The 18,504-nt window shown below is 72.0% G+C and carries 14 protein-coding genes; 7 read left to right on the top strand and 7 right to left on the bottom strand.

The window, feature by feature from the left end; all coding sequences use genetic code 11:
* Window positions 1-16: 16 nt before the first annotated feature.
* A complete protein-coding gene (locus D7147_RS06260; protein ID WP_147437357.1) occupies window positions 17-520 on the bottom strand; it encodes a PH domain-containing protein in 504 nt (167 codons plus the stop codon).
* Between the two features lie 247 nt (window positions 521-767).
* Entirely contained in the window at window positions 768-2,123 is a 1,356-nt protein-coding gene (locus tag D7147_RS06255) for a BTAD domain-containing putative transcriptional regulator (RefSeq protein WP_120674525.1), read from the bottom strand.
* 203 nt (window positions 2,124-2,326) lie between these two features.
* Between D7147_RS06255 and D7147_RS06250 the strand changes: the two genes are divergently transcribed.
* Window positions 2,327-2,830 carry a hypothetical protein gene (locus tag D7147_RS06250; protein WP_120674523.1) on the top strand — a complete coding sequence of 168 codons (504 nt, stop codon included), beginning with the start codon at window positions 2,327-2,329 and terminating at the stop codon, window positions 2,828-2,830.
* A gap of 78 nt (window positions 2,831-2,908) precedes the next feature.
* Here D7147_RS06250 and D7147_RS06245 read toward each other — a convergent pair whose 3' ends face one another.
* Window positions 2,909-3,175, bottom strand: a complete 267-nt coding sequence (locus D7147_RS06245; RefSeq protein WP_199716560.1) for a hypothetical protein — start codon at window positions 3,173-3,175, stop codon at window positions 2,909-2,911.
* A gap of 34 nt (window positions 3,176-3,209) precedes the next feature.
* On the bottom strand, window positions 3,210-4,841 hold the full coding sequence (locus D7147_RS06240) for an ABC-F family ATP-binding cassette domain-containing protein (protein ID WP_120674519.1): 1,632 nt from the start codon (window positions 4,839-4,841) through the stop codon (window positions 3,210-3,212).
* Between the two features lie 426 nt (window positions 4,842-5,267).
* Between D7147_RS06240 and D7147_RS06235 the strand changes: the two genes are divergently transcribed.
* The 3 genes from D7147_RS06235 (at window position 5,268) to D7147_RS06225 (ending at window position 8,727) form a co-directional block, all read left to right on the top strand.
* The gene (locus tag D7147_RS06235) at window positions 5,268-6,098 is read left to right on the top strand and encodes an oxidoreductase (protein ID WP_120674517.1); all 831 of its coding nucleotides are present in this window, start codon (window positions 5,268-5,270) and stop codon (window positions 6,096-6,098) included.
* A gap of 220 nt (window positions 6,099-6,318) precedes the next feature.
* Window positions 6,319-7,014 (top strand): TetR/AcrR family transcriptional regulator, encoded by a 696-nt coding sequence (locus D7147_RS06230; protein WP_120675261.1) that lies wholly within the window; start codon window positions 6,319-6,321, stop codon window positions 7,012-7,014.
* A gap of 111 nt (window positions 7,015-7,125) precedes the next feature.
* Window positions 7,126-8,727 (top strand): tannase/feruloyl esterase family alpha/beta hydrolase, encoded by a 1,602-nt coding sequence (locus tag D7147_RS06225; RefSeq protein ID WP_120674515.1) that lies wholly within the window; start codon window positions 7,126-7,128, stop codon window positions 8,725-8,727.
* Between the two features lie 207 nt (window positions 8,728-8,934).
* Here D7147_RS06225 and D7147_RS06220 read toward each other — a convergent pair whose 3' ends face one another.
* Window positions 8,935-9,381 carry a VOC family protein gene (locus D7147_RS06220; protein ID WP_120675259.1) on the bottom strand — a complete coding sequence of 149 codons (447 nt, stop codon included), beginning with the start codon at window positions 9,379-9,381 and terminating at the stop codon, window positions 8,935-8,937.
* A gap of 104 nt (window positions 9,382-9,485) precedes the next feature.
* A complete protein-coding gene (locus tag D7147_RS06215; RefSeq protein WP_233562963.1) occupies window positions 9,486-12,209 on the bottom strand; it encodes an AAA family ATPase in 2,724 nt (907 codons plus the stop codon).
* 204 nt (window positions 12,210-12,413) lie between these two features.
* Between D7147_RS06215 and D7147_RS06210 the strand changes: the two genes are divergently transcribed.
* The 3 genes from D7147_RS06210 to D7147_RS06200 all read left to right on the top strand — a co-directional run bounded on the left by D7147_RS06210 (window position 12,414) and on the right by D7147_RS06200 (window position 15,552).
* Window positions 12,414-13,292 carry an ABC transporter ATP-binding protein gene (locus D7147_RS06210; RefSeq protein ID WP_120675255.1) on the top strand — a complete coding sequence of 293 codons (879 nt, stop codon included), beginning with the start codon at window positions 12,414-12,416 and terminating at the stop codon, window positions 13,290-13,292.
* Window positions 13,289-13,891: a hypothetical protein gene (locus D7147_RS06205; protein ID WP_120674513.1), complete on the top strand. Its 603-nt coding sequence runs from the start codon at window positions 13,289-13,291 to the stop codon at window positions 13,889-13,891. The genes D7147_RS06210 and D7147_RS06205 overlap by 4 nt, the downstream gene beginning before the upstream one ends.
* A gap of 257 nt (window positions 13,892-14,148) precedes the next feature.
* Window positions 14,149-15,552 (top strand): FAD-binding oxidoreductase, encoded by a 1,404-nt coding sequence (locus tag D7147_RS06200; protein ID WP_120674511.1) that lies wholly within the window; start codon window positions 14,149-14,151, stop codon window positions 15,550-15,552.
* Between the two features lie 66 nt (window positions 15,553-15,618).
* On the opposite strand, the gene D7147_RS06195 is transcribed toward D7147_RS06200, so the two are convergent.
* Window positions 15,619-18,309 carry a M14 family zinc carboxypeptidase gene (locus D7147_RS06195; RefSeq protein WP_120674509.1) on the bottom strand — a complete coding sequence of 897 codons (2,691 nt, stop codon included), beginning with the start codon at window positions 18,307-18,309 and terminating at the stop codon, window positions 15,619-15,621.
* Window positions 18,310-18,504: the final 195 nt, after the last annotated feature.

Below are 18,504 nucleotides of genomic sequence, written 5' to 3'. Positions count from 1 at the left end.
ATGACGGCGCGTCCGGTCAGTTGACGGCTGCGGGGTAACGGTCGCCGCCGTACTGGCGCAGCGCTGCCACCACCTGGTCCGCCGGTTCCTTGACGGTGTGCAGATCGGCCAGCTGGTAACCGCGGAGCCCGGTCAGCTGAACGGTGGCCGGTAGCGCCCGCTCCACCGTGTCGGTCGTCCACACCGTCAGCAGGCTGGGGCGGTTGAGCTCTCCGGAGTTCGGCCGCTTCTCCACCGAGACCCGGCTCACCTCCGCCCACGGGAAGACCACAGTGGCCGTCCCGTTCACCCAGGTGACGCCCTGCTCGTCGACGCGGACCGCGAACGCGCGGCGGCTCTCCCGTACCGCGCTGATCCCACCGATGAGTCCGAACAGAGCCAGCAGGTAGCCGACCCAGTCCCCGAAGACGAATTCCCGGCCCATCGCCGCCAGGATCTGCGGCGAGAACGCCATGACCAGCGCCAACGCGAGCAACGCCGGTCCACGGGCGTAGGGTTTCCAGTTGCGATGAAGGTCCACAGTGATCTCCCCCGTTCGAGTGACGCGAGGATGTTAATCACCGGGGCGAGCGTCGGCGATCATGACAGAGGACGCAGCCGGGCCGGAAACAACGCAAACGCGTACGTGTTGATGATCAAGATTCGGTACCGCTTCGAGGTCGCTCGCGGAGACGAAGTACGTCTGATCGATCGACAGCCGGTGAACGCCGGGCCCGTACGAGACCCGCCGCCCGGCCGCCGTGGCATGCCGTGCCGTGCCGAGAGCGTCAGGAACGGCTGTGGCAAGGTGCCTCGCCCGCGGTCCGACCGCAGGTGGCCAGGCTGCACCATCGGCGCATCCCGCTCTCGTCGAGGAACAACCAACCACACCTCTCGTCAGGGCACACCCGGATGGTGGCGCGGCGAGGGTCGGCGAGCAGCTCGGCGGCGCTCCAGGCGACGGCGTGCACCGGCAGCCGGAGGCCGGAGACCAGGTCCGGCCACCACCGGCCACGGCCGTCGACACCACGCCGGAACACCAGTGTCTTCGCGGCGGCCTCCGCGTGCCGAGCCACCGCGTCGAACGCCGCACCGTCGCCGGGATCGGTGAGGCAGGCGTACAGCCGGGCGCGGAGAGCGCGGCCGGCGTCGAGCTCCGCGTCGGCCGTGTCGGGGTCGCGGCGCGCGAGTTCGATCAGGCGGCTGACCGCCGCGTCGTCGGCCAGCCCCAGGTGGCCCGTCCACACCGCCAGGGTGCGGTACGTGCGAAGCCACTCGGAGCCCGGCAGCGGCGGCTCGTGTCCCCAGCCGGCGAAGGTGTTGCAGAACTCGAGCGCCGGGTGTCCGCCGACACTCCACGGCAGGGACTCCTCCTGGACCCGCACCTCGTACACGGGCCGGCCGGGCCGCTCGAGGCGGTGGTCGTCGTGCAGGATCCGCCGGTGCACCTCCCGCAGACGCATGCCGGGCTCGACGCCCAGCTCCTCGACCAGCTCCCGCCGGGTCGCCCGGTAGAGCGCCAACGCCTCGGCCTGCCGGCCGCCCCGGTACAGGGCGGTCATCAACGTACCGACCAACTCTTCGCGGGTCGGGTGCCGGGCGACGAGCGGCGTCAACTCGTTGATCACCGGTCCGTGACGATTGAGGGCCAGCTGCGCTTCGGCCCGCAGTTCGAGACTGGCGAGGCGGAGTTCCTCGATCGGCCCCTGCAGCCGGTCACGAAGCTCACCGTCGGCCGTGCCGGCGAGCAGCGGACCCCGCCAGAGCGCCAGCGCCCGGTCGAGCAGCTCCACCCGCCGCGCCGGGTCGGCGGTGGCGCTCGCCCTGTGCGCGAGCTGGCTGAACTCGTCGACGTCGACGTGGTGCTCGCGCTCCACGAGGTAGCCGTCGCCGCCGGTGCGGATCTGAGCGCCGTACGGTGCCAGCGCGGTGCGCAGCCGCCCGATGTAGGTGTGCACGGCACCGCGCGCCGACGACGGTGGCCGCCCGTCCCACAGCAGATCGATGAGGCGTTCGGTGGTGACCAGGTGTCCCATGTCGAGCAGGAGGACGGCGAGGATGCAGCGCTCCTGTCGTCGGCTGCCGAGCTCGACACGCCGGCCGTCCTGGTGCGCCTCGAACGGTCCGAGTAGTCGGAACTGCATGCCGGTCGTACCTCCTCCGCGCCTACGTTAGGTGGTCGCGCCCGGTGAGCCGTTGGTGAGTCCGGACCCAAGGGGAACGGCGGGTGGACGGCTCGGACGCCGGCGGACGGTCAGCATCTGGTGAGCGGAGTTGACGACGCTGGTCAGGCCCAACCGCCGAACAGCGTGGAGTAAGCATGATCAGGAAATTGACTGTCAGGTCGATGGTGGCTGCGGCTGTCGTCGTGGCGAGCCTGTCCACCTCCGCTCCCGCCGTCGCCGGCGGCACCGGGCACGGAGGCTGGGTGCCCGCACCGCAGGAGGGGTTCGAACAGCCGGCCGGAGCGCGGTGCGACTTCGCCGTCCGCGTTCAGCCCGTCGTGGACGAGGTCCGCAAGCTGGTGCTCGCGGAGTACCCGGACGGCTCGCCCCGGCGGGAGCTGTACACCGGCAAGCTGATCGACGAGGTGACGAACCTCGACAGCGGGGCCGTCACCCGGGTGGACGCGAGCGGCACCTCACTTGTCGAATACGCCCCGGACGGCTCGATGACCTGGTACGTGACCGGACCCGTACTGCTCGGCTTCCGCGAGAACGCCGGCAGCCTGCCACGCGGCATCTGGATCGTCGACGGCGTGTACGTCGTCGAGTTCGATCCGACCTACGTCCACAAGACCATCACGATGGTGCACGGCAGCACCCACGACGTCTGCACCGACGTGGACTAGGCGATTCGTCGACCTGAGCGATCTGCGCCCGGTTCGTCGACCCGGGGGCAGATCGGTCAGGAGCGTCGACACGGCGTCTCAGTGCTGGATCAGGCCGCCGACCGGGACGTACGGGACGTGGCCGGTGGCCGGAAGGGTCTGCGCCAGCGCGAGACCGACGTCCACCAGCGATGATCGACACAGGCGAGCCACCTCGGGTATCGGAGTCCAGACCGACTCGGCGACCGAGCCGTTCACCTCGGGCCGGAGCGTGCCACCGGTGATCCGGACCTGGTAGAAGATGCCCACGTTCTGGTGCTCGGCCCCCGACCACGCTTCGGCGGCGGGGATCACCCTCGAGTCCACGCCCAGCAGCCGCTCGACCACGAGGCTGTTCGCGCTACTCAGGACCGCCGACCAGGGTGATCTCCCGGCCCTGCCAGCGGGAGCGCAGTCGTCGGTCGTGGCTGGCGAGCACGATCGCGCCCGGCCCCGCGCCCAACGCCTCCTCCAGCTCGTCGCAGAGTCGCGGCGAGAGATGGTTCGTCGGCTCGTCCAGCAACAGCAGCTCCGGTGGGTCCGCGACGAGCAGCGCCAGCGCGAGCCGGCGACGTTGGCCGACGGAGAGCGCCGCCGCCGGCCGGTCGAGGTCGGCGGCGGCGAGCAGCCCGAGTGAGGAGAGGGGTACCTCCTCGGCCCGTGCCGCTCCGACGGTGGCCGTGAAGATCTCCCGCGCGGTCCGTCGGGAGTCGTCGAAGGAGGTGTCCTGGGTCAGCAGACCGACTCTCAGGCCGGGCCGCCGCCGGACGGCCCCCTCGGCGGCGAGACGCCCGGCAAGTACCGCGAGGAGGGTGGATTTGCCCGCGCCGTTCGGACCGCTCACCAGCAGGCGGTCGGTGGCCGCGACGTCGAGCCGGTCGAGCCGGAGCCGACCGGGCACCACCATCCCCCGTACCGCCACGGCGACCTCGTCGCCGCCGTCGGTGGCGAGCAGCGGGGTGTGGAAGCGCAGCGGTTCCGGTGGCGCGGCGACCTGGTGACGTTCGAGCGTCTCCAGCCGACGGGTGGCGTCCCGGACGCGGCGGGAGATCTGGTTCTGCACGCGGCCGGCGGTGTGCCCGTACCCCATCTTCTCGCTGTCCCGAGGGGCACGGCCGTGGGCGACCTGATGCCCGGTCACGGCGGCGGCCACCCGCAGCTCGGCGAGCTGCTGCTGCTCCTCGTCGTGGCGGCGGCGCCAGCGCTCGGCCTCGGCGCGCTTCGTGGCGAGGTACGCGGTGTAGTTGCCGCCGAAGCGCACCGGGCCGTCGACCGCCGGATCCAGGTCGACGAGATCGGTGCAGACCGCGTCGAGGAACGCGCGGTCGTGCGTGGCCACCACGACCACGCCGGGCATCGTGCGCAGCTGCTCCTCGCAGAAGGTCGCCGCCGCGTCGTCGAGGTGGTTGGTGGGCTCGTCGAGCAGGAGCGCCGCCGGACGGCGGATCAGCAGCGCGGCCAGGGCCAGCCGGCCCCGTTGACCGCCGGAGAGGGTGGCCAGGGTCCGGTTGTGCGGGATCCCGTCGAGTCCGAGCCCGGCGAGCACCGTGCGGGCCCGTCGGTCGGCGTCCCAGGCGTCGCGGTCCTGCGCGCGCTCCAGCGTCTCGCCGTACGCGGCCAGCAGTCGGGTGTGCTCCTCGCTCTCCTCGGTGGCGGACGCCAGCGCGGTGCCGAGCCGGTCCAGGTCGGCGAGGTCGCTGCGCGCCTCACGCAGGGCGTCGTCGAGGATCTCGGCGACGGTGGCCGTCGGGGTGAAGGGCAGTTCCTGGTGCAGGAAGCCGAGGTCCGGTGGGCGGGTCACGGTGCCGCTGTCCGGTTCGTCCACCCCCGCCAGGATTCGTAGCAGGGTGGTCTTGCCGGTTCCGTTCTCGCCGATGAGTCCGATCCGGTGTCCGGGCGTGGCGGTCAGGGAGATCCCGTCGAGGACGCGGCGCGTGCCCCGGATGCGGACGAGGTCGTGAGCGATCAGTGCGGGTCGCTGCCCGTGAGACATGGAGTACCTCGGAGAAGACGCGGGCGCGCACGGCGGCGCCCGGCGGGAGCAGGGCACGACGACGGTGGCCGCGGCGACGGCGCGATCCTGCGCGCGTCGGCGGCCGATCCGGGCTCTCACCCGGAGATGTCGTCGTCACCTGCCACGTCTGCTCCGATCTCCAGTGACCGGCGAAGGATAGCTCATCGGCCGGCACCGAGCCGATCTTCGGCGGCCGGTGGCAGGGCGACGGTGGTTGGCCCGTTTGTTATCAGGCCACTGGCCCGTTATCTTTGACGCCATAAGGTTCCACTGGCCTCTAAGGGTGCGACGAAGCCGCCTCGGCCGACCCCGCCCCGGGCCACATCACTCCGATCACCTGATCCACCGGACGCGGGGCATCGACGGCAACCACGATCCGGTGCAGCACGAGAATGGGGTACGTCAATGGACAAGGTCTGGCTGATCACCGGGAGCTCTCGTGGTCTGGGCCGCGAACTCGCCGAAACCGTCCTGGCCGCGGGCGGCCGCCTGCTGGCCACCGCTCGCCGCCCCGAGCAGCTCGACGACCTCGTCGAGAAGTACGGCGAGCGGATCCGCACCGTCGCCCTGGACGTGACCGACTCGACCGCGGCGCGCGCGGCCGTCGCCACCGCCGTGGACGCGTTCGGCCGCCTCGACGTGCTGGTGAACAACGCCGGCTACGCGGACGTCGCCTCGATCGAGGACATGCCCGAGGAGGAGTTCCGCGCCCAGATCGAGGCGAACTTCTTCGGCGTGGTCAACGTGTCCCGCGCCGCCCTGCCCGTCATGCGCGAACAGGGCGCCGGCCACATCATCCAGATCTCCTCCGTCGGTGGACGGGTGGGCGTGCCGGGCCTCGGCGCGTACCAGGCCGCCAAGTGGGCGGTCGGTGGCTTCTCCGAGGTGCTCGGAAAGGAGGTCGCCGGCTTCGGCATCAGGGTCACCGTCGCCGAGCCGGGCGGCATGCGGACGAACTGGGCCGGTTCCTCGATGACCATGCTGCCCATGAGTGACGCGTACAAGCCGGTCATCGAACCTCAGGTGGAGCGTCACCGGACGGCGAACGGCCGGCAACCGGGCGACCCGGCACGCGTCGCCCAGGTGCTCATGGACGTGGTGGAGTCCCACGATCCGCCGCGGCGACTGCTGCTCGGCGGCGACGCGTTCGCGGTCGCGCAGTCCGTGGCGGCGGACCTCGCCGCCTCGGACGCCAAGTGGCGGACGGTGAGCGAGTCGATCGCCTTCGACGAGTGAGCGGCGCCGACGCCCGGACGCGGCGCGCCTGACCGCCCCGCTCACCCTCCCCGGCCGGTCACCGGCCGGGGAGGGCGAGCGGGCAACCCCATCGGCCCCTGCGCTCCGACCGATCCCCAGGTCGGAGGCGGTGCGCGAGCACCACGGAGTCAGGCCCCCTTGACGTATGGTTGCGGCCGGCGGCGTTCAAGGCGCGCCGGATCGACCGAGGTACGGGATGATGAGTGGCACCGGTGAGCAGTTGAACTTCCAGCGCGCCCGGAATCCGGAGCAGCGCGAGGCACGCCGGCGAGTCATCCTCGGTGCGGCGGCCCAACTCCTGGCCGAGTCGCCGGTGAGCGAGATCAGCCTGCGTGAGCTGGCCCGGCGCGTCGGGCTCTCGAAGACGAACGTCGTCCGCTACTTCGAGACCCGCGAGGCCGTCTTCTTCGCGCTGCTCAACGAAGCGCTCGACGAGTGGCTCGACGACCTTCCCGCCGAACTGCCGGCCGCCTCGCCCGCCGGGCCGTCGTCGCCCGCCGCCGTGCTGGACGCGCTGGCCGGGTCGCTGGCCCGCCGCCCGTTGATCTGCGAACTCTGGAGCGCGCTCGGCACCGAACTGGAGCGCAACATCTCCACGGATGCCGTCCGCGCCTTCAAACTCACCCACGCGGAGCTGCAGGTCAGGTTGGCCGGGCTGCTGCGCGAGCGCATTCCCGCGCTGACCGGGCCCGCGTCCCGGGAACTCGTATCCCTGACGATCGTGCTGGTCGCCGGGTTCTGGCCGTTCGCCAACCCCTCCCCCGCCGTGGTGGAGGCCGTCGAGGACCCGCTGCTGGCCCACTCCCGGGTCGACTTCACCTCCCGGCTCAGCCGCGCCCTTCTCGTCGTGGTCGGCGGCCTGCTGGCGGCGGAGCCGCCGACGCCCGGCGCCTAGCGGGCCACGCGGTGGAGGTGCGCGGCGCCCGCCGCCCGAGCCCTGTCACGGGGGTGCCCCAGGGTGTCTCCCTGGGGCGATGCCGACCCGTGCCGGGTGAGGGTGAGCGGCATGAAACGAAGTCTGATCCTCGCGCTGGCGGCGGTCCCCGCCGTGGCGGCGCTGATCCCGATGGCCGCCCACGCCAACCCCGTACACCACGAACCCGTCACCATCTCGTGCGCCGCGATGCCCGTCACCGCGCCGCCCGGCGCCACTGTGGAGTCGGTGACCGCCGTCGCGCAGGCCGGTGGGACGGTCACCTTCCCGGACGTGCCCCCGCTGCCCACTCCCCCGCCGATCACGGACGTCCCGGCCAGATGCGACGTCACTGTCACGCTGACCCACGGTGACGCGAACGACCACGTCGCCGTCAAGGTCTCCCTGCCGCAGGACCCGAAGCGGTGGACGGGCCGGTTCCAGGCCACCGGCGGCAGCGCCTACCTCGCCGGCGATCTCGGCGCCCCGCTGGTCGCGGCGGTGAAGGACGGCTACGTCGCCGCGGCAACCGACGCGGGCGTCGGCGCGAACCCGCTCGACGTGAGCGGCTGGGCCCTCACCCCCGCCGGCACCGTCAACGCCCCGCTGCTGGAGAACTTCGCCTCCCGCTCGCTGCACGACATGGCCATCGTCGGCAAGGACGTGGCGAAGCGGTTCTACGGCAAGGCCGTGCGCTACGCGTACTGGAACGGCTGCTCCACCGGCGGCCGTCAGGGCTACGCCGAGGCCCAGGACCACCCGACGGACTTCCAGGGCATCCTGGCCAAGGCCCCGGCGATCAACTGGGACCGCTTCGCCATCGCCACGCTCTGGTCGCAGGCCGTCTTCAACGAGGAGAAGGTGCAGCCGAGCCAGTGTGAGCTGCAGGCCTTCACCGACGCGGCGATCAAGGCCTGCGACAACCTCGACGGGGTCGGCAACGGCATCATCGACGACCCGGAGACCTGCCACTGGGACGCCCGCCGGCTGGTCGGCACCACCGTCGTCTGCGAAGGCAGGAAGATCACCATCTCGGCGGCGACCGCCGACGCCGTCCGCAAGATCTGGGCCGGGCCGGTCTCCCCGAGCGGGAAGAAGCTCTGGTACGGGCCGAACAAGGGCGCGAGCCTGGCCGCCCTCGCCGCCTACGGCGGACCCTTCAAGGTCGCCGACCTCTGGGCGAAGTACTTCGTGACGCAGGACCCGTCCTTCGACACCACGAAGCTCACCTACCGGTCGTTCGCGCAGCTCTTCCGCGCGTCACAACGACAGTTCGACGACGTGATCGGCACCGACGACGCGAACCTGCGGGCGTTCGCGAAGGCCGGCGGCAAGCTGCTGAGCTGGCACGGTCAGAGCGACGAACTCATCCCGACGCAGGGCACCGTCGACTACCGCGAGCGGGTCAACCGTCTCCTGGGCGGTGACCGGAAGGTCGACGACTTCTACCGACTCTTCCTCCTGCCCGGCGTGAACCACTGCGGCGGCGGACCGGGCGCCTACCCGGTCGACGACCTGGGCGCGCTGGTCGACTGGGTGGAGAAGGGTGAGGCTCCGGCCACCCTCGCCGCCGCGACCACCGGCGCGGACGGCGAGACGGTCACCCGGAACGTGTGCCGCTACCCGCAGGTGACCCGCTACCTCGGCCACGGCGACCCGGACTCGGCCGCCAGCTACCGCTGCACCCCCGCCTGACCGGAGTAGCAACCACACGCGGTGGCCCTGGGGAGAACCCCGGGGCCACCGCCGTCGTGACGGGGCGGAAAGACCAGCACCGGGGCGGGATCGCGCCCGATGCGCTCCCCGGGGAACCGGCCGCCGGCCGCAGCCGCCGGAAACGACAGACGGCGTCCGCCGACCGCGAAGAGCGGTAGGCGGACGCCGGCAGTGCGGGGCGGCGGCTCAGCGGCCGGGCAGGCGTTCGGTGATCTCCTGGAGCATGAACTGGTTGCCGTCCGGGTCGGTGAACGAGGCGAACGAGCCGTACGAGCGCCGGCCGGGGTAGAGGCCGGGCACGCGCTTCTCGGTACCGGCGTGGTGGAAGACCCCGTCCGCGTCGTGGAAGATCTCGCTGACCTCGACACCCCGCCCGAGCAGGTCGGCGCGGGCCTCCTCGATGTCGCTGACGATCAGGTGCACGTTCTCCGTCGAACCCGGCGCGGCGGTGCCGATGCCCTCGCCGATCACGATCGAGCAGTGCGAGCCCGGCGGGGTGAAGTGCACCACCCGGAAGCCCTCGCCGCCGACGTAGTCGAGGTCCTCACGGAAGCCGAGCCGGGTGTAGAACTCCTTGGCCCGATCGACGTCCGCCACCGGCAACACGATCAGCTCAAGTTGGTAGTCCACCATCATGTCCTCCTGCGCGAATCCGGATGCCCTCCGGCATCCGGCACCCACCCTCGCGCGCCGCCGGGTGCGCTCGCCCCAGGGAGACACCCTGGGGCGACCCCGGGTCACCGCTCCCGCAGCGCCGCGGCCAGCTCCCGGCGGGAGGTGATGCCGAGCTTGGTGAAGACCTTGCGCAGATGCCACTCGACGGTACGCGGGCTGAGGAAGAGCACCGCGCCGATCTCCGGGTTGGTCCGTCCCGCCACGGCCAGGCGCGCGATCTGCGACTCCTGCGGGGTCAGCTCGACGGGCACGTCGGCGGCCCGCCTGCGGACCGTCTCCCCGGTGGCGCCGAGTTCCCGGCCGGCCCGCTCGGCGAAGCCCTCCGCCCCTGCCGTGGCGAACGTCTCGTACGCGTCGCGGAGCTGGGTCCGGGCGTCGCCGCGCCGGTTCTCCCGGCGCAGCCACTCGCCGTAGAGCAGGCGGGCCCGGGCCGACTGCAGCCCGAGCCGGGTGCCGGCGAGCCGCTCGATCGCCACCCGGTAGTGCTCCTCGGCGTGCTGCGGGGCCGCGGTGAGCGCGTCGGCGAGGGCCTGTGCGCCCCGCGCCCAGGCGGTGCCGGCAGGGCCGGTGCGCTCGGCGAGACGGTCGCGGGCCTCGGCGGCCACCAGGGTCTCCCCGGCGCGGGTGGCCGCCTCGACCAGCTCACCGAGTGTCCAGCTGAAGACGCCGAGGTCCGGGTGTTCGACCGCCGACCGGGCGGCCGCCAGCGCGGCCGGATACTGGCCGAGGCCGTTGAAGAGCACCGCCTTGGCGTAGCCGGCCAGGCCGATCAGCCGGCCCTGCCCGCGCGCCTCGGCCTCGCGGACGGTGGCATCGATCAGTTCGATCGCGGGACGTTCCCGGCCGCGGTGTGCCGCCAGGGTGAGCGCGGCAGACGGGTGCATGGCCAGCCCGGTGGCCTGCTCGAGCGCGCGGGACTCCTCGATCAGGTCCGACGCGTCGGCGAAGCGGCCGGCGAAGACCAGCGCACCGGCGCGGAAGACCAGCGCCGTCGGCAGCAGGGAGAGCGAACCGGTGGCGCGGGCGAAGCGGACCGCCTGTTCCGTGAGCCGGTACCAGGCCTCGTCCTCCCACACCTCGTGCGCCACCGGCGCGGCCAGCCACAGCAGGGACAGGTCCTCGTCCGCGGTCAGCGCGTCGAGCGCTCGGCGCAGCCCCGGTACGGCGGTCGCGTACCCGTCGAGGCTGAAGGTGGTGAGCCCGGTCAGCAGCAGACCCGTCGCGTCGTCGCCGGCCAGGACGCCACGGGCCGCCTGGGCGGCTCGGCGCAGGTCGTCGCCGCCGGTCCGGCCGGCGTGCACGGCGGCGCCCACCGCGCTGAGGTACGCGGTGCGGGCGGCGTGAACGTCGAGGTCGGCGAGGCGGCGGGCGGCGGAGAGCAGCGCCGGTCCGGCGGCCCGCCCCGGGTTGAGGGTGAACGCGACCTGGGCGCGCAGCCGGGCGACCTCGGCGTGCTGCAGCTCGTCGAGCGGGCCGAGTTCCGCGGCGGCCAGCAACTCCGCCGCTTCGGCCGGGGCGCCCGCCTGGAGCTGGGCCTGCGCCGCGGCGAGGGTACGCGCGGCGCGCGGGGTCGGGTCCGGGGTGAGTTCGGCCGCCCGTTCGAGGAAGGCCGCCGCCGCGGCTCGGCCACCTCGGGCGAGTGCCCGGTCGGCGGAGCGCTCCAGCTCACCGGCGACCTCCTCGTCCGGGCCGACGGCGGCGTGCGCGCGGTGCCAGGCGCGGCGGTCGGGGTCCCGCCGCGGGTCGGTCGCCTCGGCCAGGGCGCGGTGCACGTCGCGCAGCTCGGCGGCGTCGGCCGACCGCCAGCTCGCCGAGCGGACCAGTGGGTGGCGGAAGCGGACCCGGGCGCCGAACTCGACCAGGCCGGCCGCCTCGGCCGGCGCGGCGGCGTCCGGCCGGAGGCCCAGCCGGTCGAGCGCACGCCACAGCAGGGGGACGTCGCCGACCGGCTCGACGGCGGCGGTGAGCAGCAGCCGGCGGGTCTGCGCCGGCAGCGCGGCGATCCGTCGCTGGAACCCCTCCTCCACCCGACCGGCCAGCGGGGTCGCGCTCTGGGCACCGAAGCCGAAGGCCAGCTCCGCCGGGTTGAGGCCGCGCGGCAGTTCGAGCAGCGCCAGCGGGTTGCCGCGGGTCTCGGCGACGATGCGGTCGCGTACGTGGTCGTCGACAGGTCCCGGTAGCACCGAGTCCAGCAGTGCCCGCGCGTCCGGGGCGGGCAGCCCTTCGACGCGCAGCTCCGGCAGCCCACCGAGGATCTGCTCGTCGCCGGGGCTGCGGACGGCGAAGACCAGCGCGACCGACTCGGCGTCCAGGCGGCGGGCGACGAAGGTGAGGATGACCTCGGACATCCGGTCCAGCCACTGCACGTCGTCGACGATGCAGACCAGCGGCTGCTCCGAGGCCGCCTCCGCGAGGAGCCCGAGCACGGCGAGCCCGACGAGCAGCCCCTCCGGGGGTTCGCCGACGCTGCGCCCGAAGGCGACGGAGAGGGCGGCGCGCTGCGGCTCGGGGAGTCGGTCGAGGTGGTCCAGCAGCGGCGCGCAGAGATGCTGCAGCGCGGAGTAGGCGATCTCGGACTCCGGCTCGACCCCGCCGACCCGGGTCAGGCGGTTGGTCCGGGCGTGCTCGGTCAGGTAGTCCAGCAGTGCCGTCTTGCCGGCGCCCGACTCGCCGCGCAGCACCAGCACCCGGCTGTTTCCGGCGCGGACCTCCCGGAGCAGGCCGTTGAGCAGGTCGGTCTCTCGTCTGCGGCCGCGTAGCGCCGGGCTGTCGGTGGTACGGGGCACGTGATCGGAGCCTACACGGGCGCTTCGCGGGCACGGCGGCACGTTCGCGCTCCGGAGCTGGTCGGACACCTCGGTAAGCATGCGCGGCCCGGCACGAAGCGGGGCGATGCGCGGCTCGACGACGCTGACACCCATCGGTTTCGTGAGAGCATCCTCGATGTCCGAGTGCAGGAGATGACAGCTCGCGAAAGTGTGTCGACCTACATGATTCAGGCTCTTGGATTGACGAAGGTCTACGGCCGCGTACGGGCGCTGAACGGGGTCAGCTTCGAGGCACGACCGGGCCGGGTCACCGGATTCCTCGGACTCAACGGATCCGGGAAGACGACGACTCTCCGAATGCTCCTCGGGCTGACCCGGCCGACGGCCGGTCAGGCGCTCATCAACCGCCGACGCTTCCGCGACCTGTCGCATCCGACCCGCGAGGTCGGCGCGGTTCTCGAGCAGGGCATCTGCCACCCCGGCCAGTCCGGCCGAGCACATCTGGTGTCCCAAGCGATCATGGTAGGTGCGAGCAGATCGCGGGTGGACGTCCTGCTCGATCACGTCGACCTCACGCACGCCGCCGACCAGCGCACCGGCCAGTACTCCCTGGGCATGCGGCAGCGGCTCGCGGTGGCCACGGCACTCCTGTGCGACCCGCCTGTTCTCGTGCTCGACGAGCCGGCGAACGGTCTCGATCCCGAGGGTGTGGCGTGGATGCGCGGACTGCTGCGCGAGCACGCCCGCCTCGGTGGGACGGTGTTGCTCTCCAGTCACCTGCTCGCCGAACTCGCCCACCTCATCGACGACGTGGTGGTCATCGTGAAGGGGCAGGTGACGTGCGAGGCACCGCTCGCCAGCCTGTACGGCGCCACGGCCTCGCGCCTGCGGATCCGTAGCCGCGATCAGCGCCGGCTGCGGCAGGTGTTGGAGAGCGCCGGTGGGCGGGTCACCAGGAACGGCGACGCCCTGGAGGTGGTGGGCCTGACGTCGGAGCACGTCGGTGAGATCGCCTTCCACGCCCGGGTGCCGCTGCACGAACTGACCGTCGATCCCCCCAACCTGGAGGAGATCTTCCTCGACCTGGCGGGCAGCCGATGATCTCCGTCATTCGCAGCGACCTCTACCGCGCGGCGACGATCCGGTCGAGCTGGATCTCGCTGGTCATCTTCACCCTGCTCGGCCTGCTCCTCGGCGCGGTGAACATCGACGCCTGGCGGCTACTGACCGGCATGGGCGCCTTCGGCTTCGCCGCGATGATCGTGGCGCAGCACCACCAGCACCGGACCGCCGTCCTGCTCTACCTGTCGCAGCCCAGACGGTTGGTGGTGCTCAGCGGCCAGGTGGTGGCGGCGATGGTCGTGGCCACCGGTTTCGTGGCGGCCAGCGGCCTCACCGTGCTGTTCAAGGGCGACACCGAGCGGTACGGCCACCTGCTGACCGCCGTGCCGGTGATCGCGATCCTCGCTGCCGCCTGCGCGTCCATCGTGCGGCGGTCGACCTGGCTCCTTCTCGGGTGCGCCGGTTGGTTCGTCCTCGTCGAAGGGCTGATCGGCAAGTTGAAGCTGCCCCTGCCGTTCACCTCCCTCCTCGGTGCCGGGTCAGGTGACACGCGAGGGCTCCTGATCGCCGTGCTGTGGGCCGTCGCGGCGTTGGTCGTCGCGAGCCTCACCATCGGCCGCGACCTGGCGAGCGACTAGGGCCCGTTACGAAGGCCCGCCCGGTCGCCGGTCGACTGGTGGTGGACGGCCGGCTCGTCGAAGCGGGTGGCCACGGCGCAGCTCGATGATCTTCGCCGGTTCTGCGAACCCGGCCCGCACGACCCGCCACCCCGCGACGATCAGATCGGGTAGGCGCGCGCGGGGATCACCCGCGTGGGCGGCCGGATCGACGGCTGCTCCCGCGCCCCTCGACGACGAAGAGCTGCACGCCGGGGACGAGGGCAGGAAGGCCACGGATGACGTACGTGATCAACCAGAACGACCTGGCCCGGCTCACCGCGGCGGTCGCCGGCCCGGTGCTGGCCCCCGGCGACGAGGGGTACGGCGCGGAGACCGCCGCCTGGAACACGGCCCTGGTCCAACGCCCGGCCCTCGCGGTCGGCGCCACCTCCGCCGCCGACGTGCAGGCCGCCGTCCGCTTCGCCGCCGCGAACGCGCTGCCGGTCGCCCTGGTCGCCACCGGCCACGGCGCGGTCGTCCCCGCGGACGGCGCGCTCCTCGTCAACCTGCGCCGGATCAACGGCGTCAGCATCGACGCGCGCTCGGGTACGGGGACGATCGGCGCGGCCGTTCCGGCCCAGCAGTTGATCGAGGCGGGCACCGGGGTGGGCCTCGTACCGCTGGCCGGCTCGTCACCCAACGTCGGCGTGGTCGGCTACGCCCTCGGCGGCGGGATCAGCCCGACCCTCGGCCGCCTGCACGGCTTCGCCGCCGATCATGTCAGCGCGGCGGAGATCGTCTGCGCGGACGGCGCGCTCCGACAGATCGACGCGGAGCACGACCCGGACCTGTTCTGGGCGATCCGGGGAGGCATGGGCAACTTCGGGGTGGTCACCTCGCTCACCATCGGCCTGGTGCCGGTGACGCGGCTGTACGGCGGTGGGCTCTACTTCGCCGGAGAGCACGTCGAGCAGGTGGTCGACGCCTTTCGGCGGATCGCGGCGGCCCCGCCGGCGGAGCTCTCCGTCTCGCTCGCGTTCCTGCGGTTGCGGTCGGCACCGTCCGTGCCGGAGCCGCTGCGCGACCGGTTCAGCGTGCACGTGCGGATCGCCTACCTGGGATCGGCCGACGACGGCGAACGGCTCATCGCCGAGCTGCGCGCCACCGCGCCGGCGCTGCTCGACACGGTGGCCGAGATTCCGTACACGGCGATCGCCGGGATCCACTCCGACCCGGTCGAGCCGACGCCGACGTACGAGATGTCGACCCTGCTCCGCGAGTTCCCCGCGGCGGCCGCCGAGGCGCTGATCGCCGCCGCCGGCCCCGGCGTCGACACCCCGGCCGGGGTGATCGAGATCCGCCAGCTCGGCGGTGCGCTCGCCCGCGCACCCCGCGTGCCGAACGCCGTCGGCAACCGGGACGCCGGTTTCCAGCTCTCCGGCGCGATGTTCGACGCTCCGGGCCGGGCGGAGGAGTTCCGTGCGCCGCTGGCCGAGATCGCCGACGCGGTGGCCCCCTGGACGACCGGCGGCAGGCAGGCCAACTTCCTGACCGGCTACGACACGACGGCCGGGGCGGTGGCGCGGGCCTACGATCCGGAGACGTACCGCCGGCTCGCGGAGGTCAAGTCCGCCGTCGACCCGGGCAACATGTTCCGCATCAACCACAACATCCTCCCCGCGCCGTCGGGCGCGGCGTGAACGCGGTGCCGCTCCGGGTGGTCACCGTGCAGGGTGACCACCCGGAGCGGGTGGGGGTCCGGCGGGTCAGCGCTTGACGGGTGCGCCGTCGGGGCCGAACTGCGGCCGCAACTGCTGGACCCCGGTCGCGTCCACCTCGGCCGCCGGGCCGTGGTAGATCGCGTTGTAGAGCAGGTTGTACTGCGAACGGGGCAACGTCCGGAAGGTGATCTCGCTGCCGTACGTGACGACCTGGCCCTTGCCGACGTCGAAGGAGGCGACGTTGGTGGCGCCCCGGATGTGCTCGGCGCCGCGCAGGTAGCCGCTGGCCAGGACCTCACCCTCGGCGGGGTAGTTCGACACCACCTTGCCGGAGTCGCCGGTAAGCTCCCACGCCTGAGTGTCGTAGAGCCAGACCGGCCAGGACTCGGGCATGCCCCAGGCCACCGGGTCGTTCGGGTCGAACTCCTGGTTGAGCAGGCTGCCACCGGTGACGAACTCGTCGTCGCTGGTGGGCAGCGCCGGCTTCATCGGCAGGTCGAGCAGCTGCTGGGCGGTCTGCACCGAGTCGCCGATCGCCAGCAGTGTGCCGCCGTTGCGGACGAACTGCTGGAGCTTGCGCCAGCCCTTCTCGCCCACCCCGTAGGCCCAGGAGTACGCCTCGTCGTACTGCGCCGGGTCGAGGCCCTCGACGATGTCGTCGCGGGAGACCCCGGACGACACGACGATGGTGTCGTACAGCTCGTTGAGCGACTTCCGCTGGAAGTCCTGGGCGGAGACCACGTCGTAGTTGACGCCGTACTGGTCGAACTGCCACATGTCCCAGCCGCCGGGCATGTTGCCGACCCCGCGCAGCAGACCGACCCGGGTCTTCGGCTTGAGCTGCACCCCGGCGACCTTGGGGGTCTGGTCCACGGCGGCGACCTGGAGGCCGACCTTGGCCGACGCGGTCGCCAGTGTGTTCCGCGCCTGCGGGGTGGCCGGCACGATGTAGGTGCCGGCGGGGTAGTCGACGCCCTTCGCGGTGAAGCCCTTGGCGCCGCGGAAGGTCGGGATGTTGGCGTCCTGCAACGCCGAGACGATCTGGATCGTCCCGTACGACTCGGGGCGGACCAGGTAGGCGCCCTTGGCCCGAGGGGCGGGCGGCATGGTCACCTGCGGCGGCTGGACCGAGGTCACCCGCTCCAGCTGCGCCTCGAACGGGGCGCGGACCTCGGCGACGTCCACGCCGAGCTGCAGCGGCAGGCTGGTCGTCGCCTCGGCGTACGGCAGCAGCACCGGGCATTCGCCGCAGTCACGGACCTCCGGGTACTGGTCGGTGCCGAGGACCTGATGTGCCCAGTTGCCGCGCGGCTGGTGCATCTTGACGACGTACGAGCCGGCGTCGTAGCGCTTCCCGTCGGCGACGAACGCCGACTTCGCACGCTCGATCTCCACCTCCGTCCACTCCAGACGCTGGAGCATCTCGAAGGTCGCGTACGGGTCACGCTGCTTGGCGTCCACCACGAACGCGAAGGTCCCGGACGGCACGCCCTTGGTCAGGTACTCGTGCGGCACGGCGTACAGGTTGTCGTAGAGCAGCTTCTCGCCGTTGCTCGCGGTGTACTCCATGCCGGCGTAGGTGGCGATCTTCGCGTAGTCGACGATGTCGGCCAGGGTCCAGGTGTCCGAGCGATACGGCTCGATGAGGTTCATCCGGGCCTGCTGCGGGCCGAGCGGACGGCCGTCCTGCGACTTCTGCGGGTACGCGTAGTCGGTCACCGAGGCGATCTCGGTCAGGTAGACGCCGGAGCCGGTGAACGGGAAGTACCCGACGGGCTGCTCCAGGGTCCAGAAGATGTGGTAGTCGAGGCTGCCCACTCCGGTCTTACCGGCGGCGGCGAGCGCCCGGGCGGCGTGCTGGCCGATCGCGGAGACCGAGGAGCTCATGTTCGCCGGCACGTTCTCGCTGGTGATGCCGCCGTAGGGCGGTACGAAGATGCGGCTGCCCGAGTTGCCCTTCTGGTGCATGATGTGCACGATCGCCGGGCGGTACTTCTTCTCCAGTTCGAGCCGGTACCGCGCCTCGACCTGGGTGAACATCGTCCAGTCCCGGTTGTCGTCGTGGCCGGTGTACTTGTGGTACAGGTCCGGGAAGGTCCGCCGGTAGTCGGTGCCGGCGGTCCGGTTGAAGTGGTCGATGATGAGGTGCTGCCCGTCGGGGTTCTGCGACGGCACCAGGACGACGACCGAGTTGTTCAGGATGTTCCGGGTGAAGTCCGAGTCCTCGGTGGCGAGGCGGTGGACGATGTCGTTGATCGCCTGCCCGTTGCCGACCTCGCTGGAGTGGATGGTCGCTTCCAGGTGGTAGAAGGGCACTCCCTCCGAGGCCAGCCGGCGGGCCTCCTCCGGGCTGGTGCTGCGCGGATCAGCGAGTTTCTGGTTGATTTCGACCAGCCGATCCAGGCGGCGCAGATTCTTCGGCGAGCTGATGATGACGGTCCCGTATTCGTTGCCCATCGTCGTCGGACCGATGGTCTTGTAGTCGACGCGGTCGGACCGTTCGGCGATCAGTTTCATGTACGTGAGCACGTCGGGATATGAGGCGAGTTTTCCCTCCGCGCCCATCTTGAAGCCGAAGTGCTGCTCGGGGGTGGGGATGTTCGCTGCCCGGGCGAACGCCGCGGCGCGGGCGAGGTCGGGAGCGGCGCTCGCGACCGGTGCGGTGGCGGTGGCTCCGACCAGCGCCAGCAGGGCCACGCAGGCGCCGTAGAGCAGGGGTGGACGGGTCTTGAGCATCGGCGGACCTTCCGGCTCGGCATCAGTCCTCGTCGATCGACTGTGGCTGAACCGTAACCGGACGCACCGGTCTCCACAGTGGCTCCGCTGTTCGCGTTTGTTCGCGTTTCCACGGCCCGGAAAGCTCAAGAATGGCTCAACATGGTTGCCGCGGCTTCAGCTCACGCGGTATCAAAAACCATGATCGCCGAGCTG

Origin of the sequence: Micromonospora musae (genome assembly GCF_003626545.1) — a bacterium.
In the GTDB taxonomy this organism is placed as follows: Bacteria; Actinomycetota; Actinomycetes; order Mycobacteriales; family Micromonosporaceae; genus Micromonospora; species Micromonospora musae.
Note: the sequence above shows the minus strand (reverse complement) of the source record. Positions and strands in the feature narration are given on the sequence as shown.